General features: G+C 68.9%; 13 protein-coding genes and 2 tRNA genes. 7 read left to right on the forward strand and 8 right to left on the reverse strand.

What is annotated here, in order from left to right; all coding sequences use genetic code 11:
* The 5 genes from DEI95_RS06120 (at position 1) to pknB (ending at position 7950) form a co-directional block, all read left to right on the forward strand.
* Entirely contained in the window at positions 1-1368 is a 1368-nt protein-coding gene (locus DEI95_RS06120) for a Stp1/IreP family PP2C-type Ser/Thr phosphatase (RefSeq protein ID WP_111059699.1), read from the forward strand.
* Positions 1365-2804, forward strand: a complete 1440-nt coding sequence (locus DEI95_RS06125) for an FtsW/RodA/SpoVE family cell cycle protein (RefSeq protein WP_110825759.1) — start codon at positions 1365-1367, stop codon at positions 2802-2804. Before DEI95_RS06120 ends, DEI95_RS06125 begins: the two co-directional genes overlap by 4 nt.
* Positions 2801-4255: a penicillin-binding protein 2 gene (locus tag DEI95_RS06130; protein WP_111059700.1), complete on the forward strand. Its 1455-nt coding sequence runs from the start codon at positions 2801-2803 to the stop codon at positions 4253-4255. Before DEI95_RS06125 ends, DEI95_RS06130 begins: the two co-directional genes overlap by 4 nt.
* Positions 4252-5982 (forward strand): serine/threonine-protein kinase, encoded by a 1731-nt coding sequence (locus tag DEI95_RS06135; protein WP_111059701.1) that lies wholly within the window; start codon positions 4252-4254, stop codon positions 5980-5982. The genes DEI95_RS06130 and DEI95_RS06135 overlap by 4 nt, the downstream gene beginning before the upstream one ends.
* Before the next feature lie 150 nt (positions 5983-6132).
* Entirely contained in the window at positions 6133-7950 is a 1818-nt protein-coding gene (gene pknB / locus DEI95_RS06140; RefSeq protein ID WP_258365842.1) for a Stk1 family PASTA domain-containing Ser/Thr kinase, read from the forward strand.
* Between the two features lie 13 nt (positions 7951-7963).
* Here the strand turns inward: pknB and DEI95_RS06145 are convergent, their stop codons facing one another.
* Positions 7964-8602 carry an aminodeoxychorismate/anthranilate synthase component II gene (locus DEI95_RS06145; RefSeq protein ID WP_111059702.1) on the reverse strand — a complete coding sequence of 213 codons (639 nt, stop codon included), beginning with the start codon at positions 8600-8602 and terminating at the stop codon, positions 7964-7966.
* Between the two features lie 81 nt (positions 8603-8683).
* On the opposite strand from DEI95_RS06145, the gene DEI95_RS06150 reads away from it, so the two are divergent.
* Positions 8684-8938: a cell division protein CrgA gene (locus tag DEI95_RS06150; RefSeq protein WP_111059703.1), complete on the forward strand. Its 255-nt coding sequence runs from the start codon at positions 8684-8686 to the stop codon at positions 8936-8938.
* A gap of 370 nt (positions 8939-9308) precedes the next feature.
* Here DEI95_RS06150 and DEI95_RS06155 read toward each other — a convergent pair whose 3' ends face one another.
* Together DEI95_RS06155 and DEI95_RS06160 are read right to left on the reverse strand one after the other, a co-directional pair.
* On the reverse strand, positions 9309-10160 hold the full coding sequence (locus DEI95_RS06155) for a rhomboid family intramembrane serine protease (protein WP_110825765.1): 852 nt from the start codon (positions 10158-10160) through the stop codon (positions 9309-9311).
* Positions 10161-10165: 5 nt separating this feature from the next.
* Positions 10166-10705: a peptidylprolyl isomerase gene (locus DEI95_RS06160; protein ID WP_110825766.1), complete on the reverse strand. Its 540-nt coding sequence runs from the start codon at positions 10703-10705 to the stop codon at positions 10166-10168.
* Between the two features lie 115 nt (positions 10706-10820).
* Here DEI95_RS06160 and DEI95_RS06165 point away from each other — a divergent pair, with 115 nt between their 5' ends.
* Positions 10821-11381, forward strand: coding sequence for a hypothetical protein (locus tag DEI95_RS06165; RefSeq protein ID WP_111059704.1), 561 nt, complete (start codon positions 10821-10823; stop codon positions 11379-11381).
* A gap of 309 nt (positions 11382-11690) precedes the next feature.
* On the opposite strand, the gene DEI95_RS06170 is transcribed toward DEI95_RS06165, so the two are convergent.
* The 5 genes from DEI95_RS06170 to gyrB form a co-directional block, all read right to left on the reverse strand.
* Positions 11691-11763 (reverse strand) — tRNA-Ala (locus tag DEI95_RS06170).
* Positions 11764-11816: 53 nt separating this feature from the next.
* Positions 11817-11893: transfer RNA gene (locus tag DEI95_RS06175), tRNA-Ile, on the reverse strand.
* Between the two features lie 73 nt (positions 11894-11966).
* Entirely contained in the window at positions 11967-12374 is a 408-nt protein-coding gene (locus DEI95_RS06180; RefSeq protein ID WP_111059705.1) for a DUF3566 domain-containing protein, read from the reverse strand.
* Entirely contained in the window at positions 12367-15051 is a 2685-nt protein-coding gene (gene gyrA / locus DEI95_RS06185; RefSeq protein WP_181420299.1) for a DNA gyrase subunit A, read from the reverse strand. Before gyrA ends, DEI95_RS06180 begins: the two co-directional genes overlap by 8 nt.
* Before the next feature lie 112 nt (positions 15052-15163).
* The gene (gyrB, locus tag DEI95_RS06190; protein ID WP_110825769.1) at positions 15164-17179 is read right to left on the reverse strand and encodes a DNA topoisomerase (ATP-hydrolyzing) subunit B; all 2016 of its coding nucleotides are present in this window, start codon (positions 17177-17179) and stop codon (positions 15164-15166) included.
* Positions 17180-17218 lie beyond the last annotated feature (39 nt).

Here is a 17218-nt window from a genome sequence, read left to right on the forward strand (position 1 = left end):
ATGCCGGCTCGCACGCTGAGCGCCGCTGTGTCCCACGTGGGGCGCATCCGCGCGAACAACCAGGACTCCGGTTACGCCGGGCAGCACCTGTTCGCGGTGGCCGACGGCATGGGCGGGCACGCCGGCGGTGACGTGGCATCGGCGATCGCGATCCGTCGCATCCGCGAGGTCGACCGCGAGTTCACGTCCGCGCACGACGCCGAGTTCGCCCTGCAGTCCGCCCTGATCGCCGCGAACCAGCTCATCACCGAGACCGTGTTCGAGCACCAGGAGCTCACCGGCATGGGCACCACGGTGAGCGCCATGATCCGCGTCGGCGACCAGCTCGCGATCGCGCACATCGGCGACTCGCGGATCTACCGCTGGCGCGACGGCGAACTGCAGCAGATCACGTCCGACCACACCTTCGTGCAGCGGCTCGTCGACAGCGGCCGGATCACGCCCGAGGAAGCCGCCGTGCACCCCCGGCGCTCCGTGCTGATGCGCGTCCTCGGCGACGTCGACGCGGCGCCCGAGGTCGACACGGCGGTCATGGACATCCGCCCCGGCGACCGCTGGCTGCTCTGTTCCGACGGCCTGTCCTCGTACCTGGCCGAGGAGCGCATCCGGCACGCCCTCGCGTCCTCGATGGACGCGAACCAGGTGACGCAGCGCCTCGTCAAGGAGACGCTCGACCACGGCGCGCCCGACAACGTCACCGTCGTCGTGCTCGACGTCACCGACTCCGAGCCCGGCGAGGACGACGACGCGGCCACCACCGTCGGGTCCGCCGCGGCCCCGCTGACGTTCGAGGCGCCCACCGGCCGGAAGCCGATCCGCCTCCCCACGATCCTGCTGCACCCGCTCAAGGTCTCCACCGCCCCGGAGGACTCGCACTTCGAGCCCGAGTCGGACCAGTACTTCGCCGAGCTCATCGCCGAGGACCGACGTCGCCGCATCCGCCGTCGCATCTCGTGGTCGGTCGCGCTCGTCGTGGCGGTCCTGGTCCTCGTCGGAGCGGTGTTCATCGGCTACCGCATCGTGCAGGACCACTACTACGTGGGCACCGACGGCGGCTCGGTCGCGATCTACAAGGGCGTGCAGCAGACCATCGGGCCGGTGTCCCTGTCCGAGGTCTACGAGGACACCGACATCGCGATCGCCGAACTCCCCGACTTCACGCGCGACAACGTCCGCTCCACGATCAACGCGACGTCCCTCGACGACGCCCGCGAGATCGTCGAGCGACTGCGCACCGCGGCCGAGACCGGCCAGGACCAGAGCGGCACCGGCGGCTCCGGCGACCGTCCGTCGTCCTCACCTTCGGCCAGCCCGTCGTCGACGCGCAGCCCGTCGCCGTCCCCCTCCCCGTCCAGGAGCGCACGATGAGCGCCACGACCGCACCGTCGCTGACCCAGGCGATCACGATCAAGCTCCGCGAGCCCGCGCGCGCCCGGAACCTCGAACTCGTGCTGCTCGTCATCGCGTGCGGCATCTGCGCCGGCGCGATGGTCCTGGTGCAGCTCGGCACGAAGGGCAGGGTCTTCGACACGTCGGTGTTGTGGACCGGTGCGGCGATCCTCGGGCTCGCCCTCGTGATGCACGTCGTGCTCCGGGTCGTCGCGAAGAACGCCGACCCCTTCGTCCTGCCGGTCGCACTCGTGCTCAACGGCATCGGGATCGCCGAGATCTACCGGATCGACATCCACAACGGCGACACCGGGTGGGACGCGATCGGTGTCAAGCAGATCGTCTGGACCCTGCTCGCCATGGTGCTCGCCATCGCGACGCTGCTGCTCGTCCGAAACCACCGGTTCCTGCAGCGCTACCGCTACATCTTCATGCTGCTCACCATCGCGCTGCTCCTGCTGCCGATGCTGCCCGGGATCGGCACGAACATCGGCGGGGCCCGCGTCTGGATCCAGATAGGACCGTTCTCGTTCCAGCCCGGCGAGCTCGCGAAGATCACGATGGCCCTGTTCTTCGCCGGTTACCTGGTGACCGCGCGGGACAGCCTGTCGATCGTCGGCAAGAAGTTCCTCGGGATGACCTTCCCGCGGGCCCGTGACCTCGGCCCGATCCTCATCGTCTGGGGCGCCGCCATGAGCGTGCTGGTGTTCCAGCGCGACCTCGGCACGGCGCTGCTCTACTTCGGCCTGTTCCTCGTGATGATCTACGTCGCGACGGCTCGCCTCGGCTGGGTCGTCATCGGGCTCGGGCTGTTCATCGGCGGTGCCCTCGCAGCGGCGAGCGCCCTCGTGTACGTGCAGGGCCGGTTCGAGCAGTGGCTCGACCCGTTCGACCAGCAGATCTTCCTGCGGCAGACCCAGGGCAGCTACCAGCTCGTGCAGGGGCTCTTCGGCTTCGCGAACGGCGGCATCACGGGCACCGGCCTCGGCCAGGGCCGCCCGTACATCACGCCGGTCGCCAACGCCGACTACATCATCGCCTCCCTCGGCGAGGAGCTCGGGCTCATCGGGGTCTTCGCGATCCTCGGGCTCTTCGTGGTCCTCGTCTCCCGCGGCATCCGCGTCGGGTTCATGGCGCAGGACGACTTCGGCAAGCTGCTCGGGATCGGCTTCGGGTTCACGATCGCCCTGCAGGTCTTCGTGGTCGTCGGCGGCATCACCCGGATCATCCCGGTCACCGGCCTCACGACGCCGTTCATGGCGGCCGGTGGTTCGTCCCTCGTGGCGAACTGGATCATCGCGGCGATGCTGCTGCGGCTGACCGACTCCATCCCCGCCGAGCAGCGCATCCAGCAGGGTGCGGTCGCCGAGCGGGGCGACACCGGCCGCCGCCGACCCAGGAAGGAGCGCCGATGAACCGCCAACTCCGCGGCGTCTCGACCGTGATCGTGCTCATGTTCGTGGCCCTGTTCGTGTCGACGACGTCGATCCAGTTCTTCTCGGCGGACTCGCTCCGTGCGGACTCCAGGAACTCTCGAACCATCCTGGACAGTTACTCGACCAAGCGTGGTGCGATCCTGGTCGACGGCAAGCCCATCGCGCAGTCCACCGCGGTCGACGACCAGTACCAGTACCAGCGCGAGTACACCGACGGGGAGCTCTACTCCGCTGTCACCGGGCACTTCACGATCGGCCAGGGCAACACCGGCATCGAGAGCGCCGAGAACGCCGTCCTGTCGGGCAACTCCGACGAGTCCTTCTTCCAGAACCTCAACGCGATCCTGACCGGCCAGGACGTCCGGGGCGACAACGTCAACCTGACGATCGACCCGGACGTGCAGCAGGCCGCGTACGACGCCCTCGGCGCGAACACCGGCGCGGTCGTCGCGATCCAGCCGAAGACCGGCAAGATCCTCGCGATGGTGTCGAAGCCCGGGTACGACCCGAACACGCTGACCTCGCACGACACCGACGAGGTGATCGCGCGGTACCAGGCACTCGAGGCCGACGCGTCCAAGCCGCTGCAGAACCGTGCGATCGCCGGTGACCTGTACACCCCCGGGTCGGTCTTCAAGCTCGTCGTGGCCTCGGCCGCGCTGGCGAGCGGGGACTTCACCCTCGACTCGACGCTGCCGAACCCGTCGACCCTGACGCTCCCGGGCACGAGCTCGCGGATCAACAACGCCGAGGGTGGCAGCTGTGGTGGTGGCGACGAGGTGAAGCTGCGCGTCGCGATCCAGTACTCGTGCAACATCCCCTTCGCGGAACTCGGTCAGAAGCTCGGGTACGACACGATCAAGAAGACCGCCGACGCCTACGGGTTCGGCGACGTCATCGACATCCCGACCTCGGCCACACCGAGCCAGTACCCGGAGCCGGAGTCCACCGCGCAGCTGATGCTCAGCGCGTTCGGCCAGGCCAACGACCGGGTGACCCCGCTGCAGATGGCGATGGTGGCCTCCGGGATCGCGAACGGCGGTCGGGTGATGAAGCCGTCGCTCATCGAGTCGATCGAGACGAGCGACCTGAAGACCGTCGAGTCGTTCACCCCCCAGCAGTTCAGCGCTCCCCTGTCGTCCGGCCAGGCGGCCGACCTCACCGAGGCGATGCAGAGCGTCGTCGCCGCCGGGACGGGAACGAATGCGAAGATCGACGGAGTCGACGTCGCGGGCAAGACCGGCACCGCCGAGGGCGGCACGGGTGACCCGTACACACTCTGGTTCACGGGCTTCGCCCCGGCGAAGGACCCCGAGGTCGCGGTCGCCGTGGTCGTCGGGAACGGCGGCGGGCTCGGGCAGTCCGGGGTCGGCAACACGGTCGCGGCTCCCGTCGCGAAGAAAGTCATGGAGGCGGTGCTGAACAAATGAGACCCACCAGCGGACTCACCTTCGGTGGGCGGTACCAGCTCTCGTCCCGCGTCGCCATCGGCGGCATGGGAGAGGTGTGGCAGGCGACCGACCTGGTCATCGGTCGCACCGTCGCCCTGAAGATCCTCAAGGACGAGTACCTCGGCGACCCCGGGTTCCTCGAGCGGTTCCGCGCGGAGGCCCGGCACGCCGCACTCGTCAACCACGAGGGCATCGCCAACGTCTTCGACTACGGCGAGGAGGACGGCAGCGCCTACCTCGTGATGGAGCTCGTCCCGGGCGAGGCGCTCTCCACGATGATCGAGCGGGAGCACACCCTCCCGGTGGACAAGGTCCTCGACATCGTCGCGCAGACGGCGAACGCGCTGCAGGCCGCGCACGCGGTCGGACTGGTGCACCGCGACATCAAGCCGGGGAACCTGCTCATCACCCCGGACGGCCGCGTGAAGATCACCGACTTCGGGATCGCCCGCATCGCGGACCAGGTCCCGCTGACGGCCACGGGCCAGGTCATGGGCACGGTCCAGTACCTCTCGCCCGAGCAGGCGAGCGGTCACCCCGCCTCCCCCTCGACGGACATCTACTCCCTCGGCATCGTCGCGTACGAGTGCCTGGCCGGACGCCGGCCCTTCACGGGCGAGTCGCAGGTCGCGATCGCGATGGCGCACATCAACGAGCAGCCGCCGGCGCTCCCGGGCACGGTCCCGGAGCCGGTGGCGGCGCTCGTGATGTCCTGCATCGCGAAGAAGCCCGCCGACCGTCCGGCCACGGCCGCGAACCTCGCGCGGGCCGCCCAGGCCCTCCGTCGCGGTGACGTCGCCGCGGCGACCGTGGCCGTGCCCGCCCTCGCCGGCGCCGGGACCGTCGCCTTCAACCCGCCCGCCGGGAACGACGACGCCACGGCCCTGATCGGCACCCAGCCGAACACGCCCGTGGTCGGCGGCGCCCCTCTGACGCCCGTCGGGCCGGAGGACGAGGACGCCGAGCGGAAGAGCCGCGCCTGGATCTGGTGGGTCATCGCGGCCGTGGTCGTCGCGGCACTCGTCATCGGCGGTGTCGTGTTCGCGAACCGGGACCAGGACGCCGGTCCCGATCCCGACCCGACCCCGTCGTCGGCGCCCAGCCGGACGAGGACACCCAGTCCGGAACCGACCACGGCACCCCAGCCGACCGTGGTGCGGACGACGATCAACCCCGGCGACTACGTCGGACGTCCGACCGCCGAGGTCCGCTCGGAGCTCCAGGGGCTCGGCTTCGACGTGCAGGTGCAGGACGGCGACCCGGCCGCCGCCGCCGAGCAGGCGAACACCGTGCAGTCGATCAGCCCCACCGGGAGCCTCGCCGAGGGCGCGCTCGTGACCCTGCGGGAGTACACCGCACCGCCGTCGGTCAACAAGCCGAACACGCCGAGCGCGGGCGCTGTCTCGGCCACCGGCGCCGTGACGTTCAGCTGGTCCACCGCGACCTGCCCGACCGGGTACACCGTCTCGAAGTACTCCTGGACGGTCTCGGGCGGCAAGGACGGGTCCGGCGCGACGAGCGGCGACACGTCGGAGACGTCCGTCGACATCCAGGCCGACCAGCCCGGCAACGACGTGACGCTGTCGTACACGGTCACCTGCGGCAACCTCGCCGCGTCCAGCAGCTCGGACCCGGCGACCGCCACGTGGGTGCAGCCGCAGGAGCCGACCGACGCGCCGACGCCGACGGAGACGCCGCAGGACTGACGCGACGGAAGAGCCGTTCCGAGGCCCCGACACGATCCGTGTCGGGGCCTCGCCACGTTCCGGTAACGGTTGACTCCGGGGGGCCGCCGGCCAGGGTCTCACCAGAAACCCCTGCCGTACACTTGCCCGGACGGACATTCGGAGGAGTACGTGCCAGAAGGTGTGACCGCGGGGATCACGCTCCTCGCCAACCGCTACGAGATCGGTGAGGTCATCGGTCGAGGGGGCATGGCCACCGTCCACGTCGGGACCGACACTCGACTGGGTCGGCGGGTCGCCGTGAAGTTGCTCAAGCCGAGCCTCGCCAACGACCCCGCCTTCCGCACGCGGTTCCGGCAGGAGGCCCAGGCGGCTGCCCGCATGGCGCACCCCACCATCGTCCGCGTCTACGACGCCGGCGAGGAGACCGTCCGCGAGTCCACGGGCTCGGAGGTGCAGGTCCCCTTCATCGTCATGGAGTTCGTCGAGGGGCGTCCGCTCAGCGAGATCGTGGCCGAGGGTCCGGTCGTGCAGGAGGAAGCGGCCCGCATCGTCGAGGGCATCCTGACCGCCCTCGAGTTCTCGCACCGGGCCGGCGTCGTCCACCGGGACATCAAGCCCGCGAACGTGATGATCACCCACTCCGGCCAGGTGAAGGTGATGGACTTCGGCATCGCCCGCGCCATCACGGACACGTCGGCCACGGTGGCGCAGACCACGTCGATCCTCGGCACCGCGTCGTACTTCTCACCGGAACAAGCGCGCGGCGAGCTCGTCGACGCCCGGACGGACCTCTACTCGACCGGCATCGTGCTGTTCGAGCTCTTGACCGGCCGGCCGCCGTTCCTCGGGGCCTCACCGGTCGCGGTCGCGTACCAGCACGTCAGCGAGCAGCCGGTCGCGCCGTCGACCATCACGACCACCGTGTCACCGGCGCTCGATGCCGTCACACTGCACGCCCTCGTGAAGGACCGCACCCGACGCTTCCAGAACGCGGCGGAGTTCCGTCGCGACCTGCAGCAGGCGGCCGCTGGTCACGTGCCCACCTCGTCGAAGAAGCTCGCCGCGGCCGCTGCCGACGACGCCTCCCTGCTGTTCGGGGTCAACCCGCGAGCGGCGGCCACCGCCGACGTGGCGTTCCGTGAGCTCGACGAGACGCAGGAACGGCCGCCCCAGCGCACCCAGAACCGCCCGCCGGTGGCGTGGATCTGGCTCGGCATCCTCCTGACGATCGCCGTCATCGCAGCGGTCGCGTACTTCGTCGTGAACCTCGAGCCGGGCAAGCCCCCGGTCAGCTCCTCGATCAAGGTGCCGTCCGTCGCCGGGCAGACCTACAAGGACGCGCGCCAACGACTCCTCACGCGCGGGTTGACACCGGTGGGTGTCGGGGAGTCCTCCGACGACGTCCCCAAGAACGACGTCATCCGGTCGGAGCCCGGATCGGGGACGTCGGTCGCCCGCAAGCAGGAGGTCCGCGTCGTGTACTCGACCGGCCCCGAGGAGGTCACCGTTCCGGACGTCGGCTCGGCCGCGCAGGACGCCGCGACGGAGCAGCTCGAGGACGCCGGGTTCGTGGTCGGTGCCGTCACCTCCGACTACTCGGCCACGATCCCCGAAGGCACCGTCATGAGCACGGACCCGGCTTCCGGCGGCACGCTCCCGAAGGGCTCGGTCATCGACCTGGTCGTGTCGAACGGCAAGGTCCAGCTCCCCGACGTGACCCAGCAGCCGTTCACCACGGCCGACTCGACCCTGCGCGGCCTCGGCCTCACGGTGCAGGGGTCGCCCACGAACGTCTGCGCGGGCAACACCGTCACGCAGCAGAGCGTCCCGCGCGGCGACGTCCCACAGGGCAGCACGGTCGTCCTGACGTACTGCGCGGCGTCCGTCCAGCCCACCCGTCGGCCGGACGTACCCGCGGCACCGTCGGGCGGCGACGACGGTGGGAACGGCGCCGGGTTCCAGGGCGACGACGACGGGGACGACTGACCGCCCGGTCTGACTAGCGGCCCGTGATCAGCGGTCCGAGCCCGGCTGCACGCTCCGCTGCGCCGCCGAGGCCGGTCGTCTCGAGCCAGTTGCCCACCATGCGGTAGCCGCCCTCGGTGAGCACCGACTCCGGGTGGAACTGCACGCCGTACACCGGGGCGCCGCGGTGTTGCACGCCCATGATGACGCCGCCGGCGGTCCGTGCCGTCACGGTCAACTCGTCCGGGACGGTGCCGTCGACGATGGCCAGCGAGTGGTACCGGGTCGCGGTGAAGGGGTGCGGGACACCCGAGAACAGCAGACTGTCGTCGTGGTCCACCTGCGAGGTCTTGCCGTGCATGAGCTCCTCGGCGTGGGTGACGGTCGCTCCGAGCGCCTCCGCGATGGCCTGGTGCCCGAGGCACACGCCGAGCAGGGGCTTGTCGGCGGCGATGGCCGCACGGACGGTCGGGATCGAGACGCCCGCGTCCGCCGGGGTGCCGGGGCCGGGCGACAGCAGGACGCCGTCGTACTCGGCGATCCGGTCCGCGATCTCGTCCTCCGGGAAGGCGTCGTTGCGCACCACGTCGGTGTCGGCACCGAGCTGCTGGACGTAGCCGTTGAGGGTGTACACGAAGCTGTCGTAGTTGTCGACGACGAGGATCTTGGTCATGGGCCGTTCACCGTACTCGTGGGGGATGTGAGCAGCCTCCGTCGGCCCGCGCTCACGCCTGGTGACGGTAGGATACCGGCCATGGCCATGGACAAGGACCGCACCAAGCCCGCCCGGACGACCCGAGCCGACTCGGTGGACACCGCGGGGGACCAGCCCAACCCCGTGTGGTTCAAGCCGGTCATGTTCGGCTTCATGCTCGTCGGCCTCGCGTGGGTGATCGTCTTCTACGTCTCCGGCGGCACGCTCCCGGTCCCGACGCTGAACTCCTGGAACATCCTCATCGGCTTCGGCATCATGTTCGTCGGCTTCCTGATGACCACGCGGTGGCGCTGAGCGCCACTGCCCGATCGACGCCCGTCGCACCCGCTGGTGCGGCGGGCGTCGTCGTTTCTCCACAAGCTCGTCGCTCTTCACGCGCCGGACGGGAGGCTCGGCAGTGCTTCTCCACAGATCAGCCGGTTCTCCACACATCGCTCCACACCCCCGTCAGGGAGTTGTCCACAGCCTCTTCCACAGTGGGGATAATCACACCGCTGTAACTCACTGGTTTGTCCACACCTGTGGAGAAGTCCTGCGGATGGTGTGGACAACCGCGGCATCCCGTCCCTCCGCAGAAGTGCGCCGGGCAGGACCGCCGGCAGCGAACGTGAGAACGCCCCGTCGCCGAGGCGACGGGGCGTTCTCCAAATGGTGCCGAGCTGTGTCAGGCGGAGGTGAGTGCGTACCCGACGAAGCAGAGCGCGATGGCGACCACGGCCTCCAGGCCGAGCAGGGTGGCCTGCAGCCCACGCTGGCGCACGTTCCGCGTCCGCGCGAAGACGAACCCGGTGACGAAGCCCGCCAGGACGCCGCCGACGTGCGCCTGCCAGGAGATGTTGGTCCCGGGCAGGAACCCGATCACCAGGTTCAGGCCGATGATCACGAGCAACTGGACCGCGTTGTTGCCCAGGCTGCGCTGCAGGACGAAGAACGCCGCGAACAGACCGAAGACGGCGCCCGACGCGCCCACCACCCACGTGCCGGGAGCCAGGAACGTCACGAGCATCGACCCGGCGATCCCGGAGATGACGTACAGCGCCAGGAACCGCCACGTGCCGAGCATGTTCTCGAGCATCCGTCCGAAGATGAACAGCGCCCACATGTTGAACAGGATGTGGAAGACACCCGAGTGCACGAACAGCACAGTGACGATGCGCCACGGCTGCGTCGGCAGGAGCGCCGAGTTGTACGCGAGCCACTGCGCCAGGAAGCCCCCGGACAGCCGGTCGAGCAACCAGACGACCACCGAGACGGCGATCAGGACGACCGTCGCCTTCTGGTCGAGCATCGCGAAGCGGCGCCGCGCGACGGTCAGGCTGCTCGGGCCGGAAGCCCGACGGTTCTCCGTGAACTTCGCCCGCTGCTCACGGACGCACTCGGGGCAGTGCACCCCGACCGCCGCCGGCGTCTGGCACTCCGGGCAGATGGTCCGCCCGCAGCGCTGGCAGAGCACGAAGCTCTGCCGATCGGGATGCCGGTAGCAGGTGTTCGACGACGCCGAGGTGGGATCGGTCACTCGGGTCAGACGTCCTCGACGTCGATGCTCTGGATGACGACGTCCTCGACCGGCTTGTCGCGGCCGTCCGTCTGGACGCCCTCGATCGTGTCGACGACCGCGCGGGACTCGTCGTCCGCGACCTCGCCGAAGATGGTGTGCTTGCCCTGGAGCCAGGGGGTCGCCACCGTGGTGATGAAGAACTGCGAACCGTTGGTGCCTCGGCCGCCCTGGATGCCGGCGTTCGCCATGGCGAAGATGTACGGGTTCTGGAACGTGAGCTCCGGGGAGATCTCGTCGTCGAAGCGGTACCCGGGCCCGCCGATGCCCTGGCCGAGCGGATCGCCGCCCTGGATCATGAAGTCCTTGATGATGCGGTGGAAGACGACACCGTCGTAGAGCTTGTCGGTCGACACCTTGCCGGTGCCGGGGTGCGTCCACTCCTGCGTACCGGTCGCGAGACCGACGAAGTTCTGGACGGTCTTCGGAGCGTGGTTACCGAAGAGGTTGACGCGGATGTCGCCCTTGTTGGTGTGGATCGTTGCGACAGCGGTGTGCAGAGACATGACCCGATTCTCGCATGTGCCGCTGGATGTGCACGGGACGCACAGCCGGTGATCTGTGACCTGTCAGGCGTCCTGGTGGCAGGATGGGTGGCACGTCGACCCATGGAGGTACCGAATGTCGATCGAGATCCCGCGCAAGCGTCGGAAGCAGATCAAGAAGCTCAAGGGCAAGACCGCCACGCTCCTCGGTGAGCAGCGGAAGGTCCTGGAGCACGCGAACGCGATCCTGGCCGAAGCCCGTGGCCACGCCGCAGATGCTGCCCGGAAGGACCTCGCTCCCCGCGTCCAGAACGCCATCGACAACGGGATCCGTCCCGCGGTGGCCTCCGGTGTGCACGCCGCGACCTCTGCAGCGCAGAGTGCCTCGCACCGGTTCCAGTCGGAGGTCGTGCCCGGCCTCATCTCGACCGCGGGCTCCGTGCTCAGCGTCGGCGACCTGGCGAAGGACCCGCGCGTGCAGAAGATCGTGCAGGAAGCACAGAAGCGCGGCGGGAAGTTCCTCAAGCAGGCTCCCGTTCCGGAGAAGAAGGGCATCGGGTTCGGTGGGGTCGCCCTCATCGTCGTCGGTGTCGTCGCGGTCGCGGGCGCTGCCTACGCCGCGTACCAGACGCTCCGTGCGGACGACGACCTCTGGGTCGCCGACGACGCGGACAACGCGGGCAAGCCCGCCGCCTGACCTCCTGGTTCGTTCGAAGGGCCCCGGCACTGCGCCGGGGCCCTTCGTCGTTCCCGGAGGCCCGGGTCGGGCTCCGCGCCGACCCGAGCCAGCCCCGAGGTCGCACAACACGCCGCCGCCTCAACGTCTAGGTTCCACAATTCGCGCATCCGGAGCGCCGAGAGCAGCACATCCTGGAACCTCGACGGACAGCGCGCGGCACGGCACGACGCGCCGCAGGAGCGGCGGCGCGGACCGGCACGACGGCCGACCGCGGCAGAGCGCGGAACGAGGAACGAGGAACGAGGAACAGAGCTCACGCAGAGAGAGTGGAGCCTAGGAGATTCGAACTCCTGACATCTGCCTTGCAAAGGCAGCGCTCTACCAACTGAGCTAAGGCCCCGGAGCGACCGGACCGGTCGCGACGTCGAGACTTCCGACGCGGGAGTTGAGTTGTGGTGGGGCTACAAGGACTTGAACCTTGGACCTCTTCGTTATCAGCGAAGCGCTCTAACCGCCTGAGCTATAGCCCCTCAGACCGGATGAAAGCCTACCCCACGATCGCGCTGGAGCGAAATCGAGGCGATGGGCGCCACCCGGACCGGATCAGTTGTTGGTGAAGCCCACGAGCACGCCGCCCGTGATCCGCACGCTGAGGTTGTACAAGACGCTGACGATCGCGCCGAGCACGGTCCCGACCACGACGTTGAGGATGCCGACGACGATCGAGAAGCCGAGGACCTGGCCCAGCGAGAACTGGTCCATGATCGAGTAGCTGTTCTGCCCCGTGACGTCTTTCAGCAGGCTGTCGATCTGCTCGAACACCCCGGTCTGGTTCAGGATGATCCACACCAGCGCCGTGGCCACGACGATCACGATCGAGCCGGCCAGGGCGATGAGGAAGGAGAGCTTCACCATCGACCAGAAGTCGACGTAGACCAGACGGAGTCGCACCTGACGAGTGCCGACGGGCCGCTTCGCCTTCCGCTGGAGCTTCTCGGCGACACTACTCATTGCTTGACTCGTCCTCTCCGGCCTCGGCAGGCTCGGCGTCGGTGGGCAGTGCGTCCGCGGAGACTTCCTCCACGAGCTCTGCGTCGGCGGCGTCGGCGACCGCGTCGTCCGGGCTGACGGTCTCGACCGGGCCGGCGGGCTCGATCTCGGCGTCCTCCTGGTCGTCCAGGTTCCGCTCACTGTTCCGGGCCACGGCGATGATCCGGTCGTTCTCCGCGAACCTCGCGAAGACGACCCCCATCGTGTCGCGTCCCTTGGCGGGGACCTCGGCCACGGCAGACCTTACCACCTTGCCCGATTGCAGCACGACGAGCACCTCGTCGTCAGCACCGACAATGAGCGCACCGACCAGGTCGCCGCGATCGGCGGCCAGACGGGCGACCTTGATGCCGAGTCCGCCGCGTCCCTGGATGCGGTACTGGTCGACGGACGTGCGCTTGGCGTAGCCGCCCTCGGTCATCACCCAGACGAAACCATCGTCCGAGACGACCGAGGCCGAGAGCAGGGTGTCGTCGCCGCGGAAGGACATGCCCTTCACGCCGGACGTCGACCGACCCATCGGCCGGAGTGCGTCGTTCGTGGCGGTGAAGCGGAGCGACATGCCGTGCCGGGACACGAGCAGCAGGTCGTCGTGCTCGTCGACGAGCAGCGCCGAGCGTAGCTTGTCGCCCTCGCGCAGGTTGATCGCGATGATGCCGCCGGTGCGGTTCGTGTCGTACTCGGTGAGCGCGGTCTTCTTCACGAGACCCTGCTCGGTGGCGAGCACGAGGTACTGCGCCGCCTCGTAGTCGCGGATGTCGAGCACCTGCTGGATCTGCTCGTCCGGCTGCATGGCGAGGAGGTTCGCCGAGTGCTGGCCCTTGGCGTCCCGCCCGGCCTCCTGCAGCTCGTACGCCTTCGCCCGGTAGACGCGGCCCTGGTCGGTGAGGAACAGGAGCCAGTGGTGGGTCGTCGTGACGAAGAAGTGCTCGACGACGTCGTCCGCGCGGAGCTGGGCGCCGCGGACGCCACGGCCACCGCGGTGCTGCGAGCGGTACTGGTCGCTCCGCGTGCGCTTGACGTAGCCGCCGCGGGTGATGGTGACGACGACCTCTTCCTCGGGGATCAGGTCTTCCATGCTCATGTCGCCGTCGAAGCCGAGCATGATCTCGGTCCGACGGTCGTCACCGAAGCGGTCGACGATCTCGGTGAGTTCGTCGATGATGATCGAGCGCTGGCGCTCCGGGCGGGCGAGGATGTCCTCGAAGTCGGCGATCTTGAGCTCGAGCGCCTCGGCCTCCTCGTGGATCTTCTGACGCTCGAGTGCGGCCAGACGACGCAGCTGGAGTTCGAGGATCGCGCGGGCCTGGATCTCGTCGACGGACAGCAGCTCCATCAGGCCGTTGCGGGCCTCCTCGACGTCGGGCGACCGACGGATGAGGGCGATGACCTCGTCGAGGGCATCGAGCGCCGCGAGGTACCCGCGCAGGATGTGCGCTCGCTTCTCGGCCTCGCGCAGGCGGAACCGGGTCCGCCGGACGATGACCTCGATCTGGTGGTCGACCCAGGCGGAGATGAACCCGTCGAGCGCCAGTGTGCGGGGCACGCCGTCGACGATCGCGAGCATGTTCGCGCCGAAGTTCTCCTGCAGCTGCGTGTGCTTGTACAGGTTGTTGAGCACGACCTTGGCGACCGCGTCACGCTTCAGCACGATGACCAGGCGCTGCCCGGTGCGGCCGGAGGTCTCGTCACGGATGTCGGCGACGCCGGCGAGACGGCCGTCCTTGACGAGCTCGGCGATCTTGATCGCGAGGTTGTCCGGGTTGACCTGGTACGGCAGTTCGGTGACGACCAGGCAGGTGCGGCCCTGGATCTCCTCGACGTTGACGACCGCCCGCATCGTGATCGATCCGCGACCGGTCCGGTAGGCGTCGACGATGCCCCGGGTGCCGAGGATCTGCGCGCCGGTCGGGAAGTCGGGACCCTTGATGCGCTGCATGAGCGCCTCGAGGAGTTCCTCGCGCGAGGCGTCCGGGTGCTCGAGCGCCCACACCGCGCCGGCGGCGACCTCGCGCAGGTTGTGCGGCGGGATGTTCGTGGCCATGCCGACCGCGATGCCGACCGAGCCGTTGACGAGCAGGTTCGGGAAGCGCGACGGCAGGATCGACGGCTCCTGCGTGCGACCGTCGTAGTTGTCCTGGAAGTCGACGGTCTCTTCCTCGATGTCCCGCACCATCTCGAGCGCGAGCGGGGCCATCTTGGTCTCGGTGTACCGCGGGGCCGCGGCGCCGTCGTTGCCCGGGGACCCGAAGTTGCCCTGACCGAGCGCGAGCGGGTACCGGAGCGACCACGGCTGCACCAGTCGGACGAGTGCGTCGTAGATGGCGCTGTCACCGTGCGGGTGGAACTGGCCCATCACGTCACCGACCACGCGTGAGCACTTCGAGAAGGCCCGGTCCGGTCGGTAGCCGCCGTCGTACATCGCGTAGATCACGCGGCGGTGCACGGGCTTCAGGCCGTCGCGGACCTCTGGCAGGGCACGTCCGACGATGACGGACATCGCGTAGTCGAGGTACGAGCGCTGCATCTCGAGCTGCAGGTCGACCTGCGAGATGCGGTCACCGGAGACGACGATGTCCCCGCTCGAGCCGTGCACGATCTCGGGCTCGTCGGCGCCGTTCTCGTTGTCGTCAGCCATGTGCTTGCGTTGCCTTCCTTGACAGCCTGGAGGCTCGTCGTCCGTTGGTCACGCCGGGCGCGACCACGAGGTGTCGGGACGGGTCGACGCGGCGTCCGCCGCGCCTCCCGGCCTAGATGTCCAAGAAGCGGACGTCCTTCGCGTTCTGCTGGATGAACTGGCGACGGGACTCGACGTCCTCGCCCATCAGCGTCGCGAAGACGCTGTCCACCGCGGCGGCGTCCTCGAGCGTGACCTGCAGGAGCGTGCGGGTGTCCGGGTTCATCGTGGTGTCCCAGAGCTCCTTGTAGTCCATCTCGCCGAGGCCCTTGTAGCGCTGGATCCCGTTGTCCTTCGGGATGCGCTTGCCTGCGGCGATGCCGGACTGCAGCATCGCGTCGCGCTCCCGGTCGCTGAACACGTACTGGTCCGCGGCGTTCGACCACTTCAGGCGGTACAGCGGCGGCTGCGCGAGGTACACGTAGCCGCGCTCGATGAGCGGACGCATGTAGCGGAAGAGGAGCGTGAGCAGCAGCGTGGTGATGTGCTGGCCGTCAACGTCGGCATCGGCCATCAGCACGATCTTGTGGTACCGGGCCTTGTCCGGGTCGAAGTCCTCGCCGATGCCGGCACCGAACGCCGTGATCATCGACTGGATCTCCTGGTTGGCGAGGGCTCGGTCCAGGCGGGCCTTCTCGACGTTGAGGATCTTGCCGCGCAGCGGCAGGATCGCCTGCGTCATCGGGTTCCGACCCTGCACGGCGGAACCGCCGGCGGAGTCACCCTCGACCATGAAGATCTCCGACAGCGTCGGGTCCTTCGACTGGCAGTCCTTGAGCTTGCCCGGCATGCCGCCGGACTCCAAGAGGCCCTTGCGGCGGGTGGTCTCGCGGGCCTTGCGGGCGGCGAGACGCGCCTGCGAGGCCTGGATCGCCTTGCGGACCACGTCGCGCGCCTGCGACGGGTTGCTCTCGAACCAGTGCACGAGTTCCGTGCCGACCACGCGCTGGACGAAGGACTTCGCCTCGGTGTTGCCGAGCTTGGTCTTCGTCTGGCCCTCGAACTGCGGTTCGCCGAGCTTCACGGAGATGACGGCGGTCAGGCCCTCGCGGATGTCGTCACCCGTCAGGTTGTCGTCCTTCTCCTTGATGATCTTCGTCTCGCGCGCGTAGCGGTTCACGAGGGTCGTCAGCGCAGCGCGGAAGCCCTCCTCGTGCGTGCCGCCCTCGTGCGTGTTGATCGTGTTCGCGAAGGTGTGGACGCTCTCCTGGTACGAGGTGTTCCACTGCATCGCGACCTCGAGCGCGATCTTGCGCTCCGGGTCCTCGGCCTCGAACCCGATGACGTCGGGGTGCACGAGGTCGGCCTTCTTCTGCGCGTTGAGGTACTCGACGTAGTCGGCGAGACCGCGCTCGTAGCGGAAGGAGTCCTTGCGCGCCTCTTCGCCCTCGGCCGGCGTCCGCTCGTCCACGAGGGTGATGCGCAGGCCCTTGTTGAGGAATGCCATCTGCTGGAACCGGGTACGGAGGGTCTCGTAGTCGAACTCCACCGACTCGAAGATCTCGGCGTTCGGCCAGAACGTGATGGTCGTGCCCGTCACGTCGGAGGCCTCGTCCTGCGAGAGCGGCGCGACCGGCACCCCGTCCGTGTAGCTCTGCCGCCAGACGTGGCCCTGCCGACGGACCTCGACGTCGAGTTCGCTGGACAGGGCGTTGACGACAGAGGACCCGACACCGTGCAGACCACCGGAGACGGCGTACCCGCCACCGCCGAACTTGCCGCCGGCGTGCAGGACGGTCAGGACGAGCTGGACGGTCGAGATGCCCTCGTTGGGGTGGATGTCGACCGGGATGCCACGGCCGTTGTCGACCACGCGGACGCCACCGTCTTCGCGGATGGTGACGTCGATCGTGTCGCAGTACCCGGCCAGGGCTTCGTCGACGGAGTTGTCGACGATCTCCTGCACCAGGTGGTGGAGACCACGCGGACCGGTCGACCCGATGTACATGCCCGGGCGCTTCCGGACGGCCTCGAGCCCCTCGAGCACCTGGATCTGGTCTGCGCCGTACGATGGTTCGCTCTGCGGGGCCTGCGGCTGGGCCTCGTCGTTCTGCGGGTCTCGCTGGTCGTCGTCAGATTCAGATGTCATGTCGGGAGTGCTCCTGCCTGCGCGCGGAACACCCGCACA

This window comes from Curtobacterium sp. MCBD17_008 (assembly GCF_003234475.1).
In the GTDB taxonomy this organism is placed as follows: domain Bacteria; phylum Actinomycetota; class Actinomycetes; order Actinomycetales; family Microbacteriaceae; genus Curtobacterium.

Bases quoted from the DNA above. Each gene is read 5' to 3' on its own strand.
- DEI95_RS06120 (WP_111059699.1), top strand. From the start codon at position 1: ATGCCGGCTCGCACGCTGAGCGCCGCTGTGTCCCACGTGGGGCGCATC.
- DEI95_RS06125 (WP_110825759.1), top strand. From the start codon at position 1,365: ATGAGCGCCACGACCGCACCGTCGCTGACCCAGGCGATCACGATCAAG.
- DEI95_RS06130 (WP_111059700.1), top strand. From the start codon at position 2,801: ATGAACCGCCAACTCCGCGGCGTCTCGACCGTGATCGTGCTCATGTTC.
- DEI95_RS06135 (WP_111059701.1), top strand. From the start codon at position 4,252: ATGAGACCCACCAGCGGACTCACCTTCGGTGGGCGGTACCAGCTCTCG.
- DEI95_RS06145 (WP_111059702.1), bottom strand. From the start codon at position 8,602: ATGACCAAGATCCTCGTCGTCGACAACTACGACAGCTTCGTGTACACC.
- DEI95_RS06150 (WP_111059703.1), top strand. From the start codon at position 8,684: ATGGCCATGGACAAGGACCGCACCAAGCCCGCCCGGACGACCCGAGCC.
- DEI95_RS06160 (WP_110825766.1), bottom strand. From the start codon at position 10,705: ATGTCTCTGCACACCGCTGTCGCAACGATCCACACCAACAAGGGCGAC.
- DEI95_RS06165 (WP_111059704.1), top strand. From the start codon at position 10,821: ATGTCGATCGAGATCCCGCGCAAGCGTCGGAAGCAGATCAAGAAGCTC.
- DEI95_RS06180 (WP_111059705.1), bottom strand. From the start codon at position 12,374: ATGAGTAGTGTCGCCGAGAAGCTCCAGCGGAAGGCGAAGCGGCCCGTC.
- gyrA (WP_181420299.1), bottom strand. From the start codon at position 15,051: ATGGCTGACGACAACGAGAACGGCGCCGACGAGCCCGAGATCGTGCAC.
- gyrB (WP_110825769.1), bottom strand. From the start codon at position 17,179: ATGACATCTGAATCTGACGACGACCAGCGAGACCCGCAGAACGACGAG.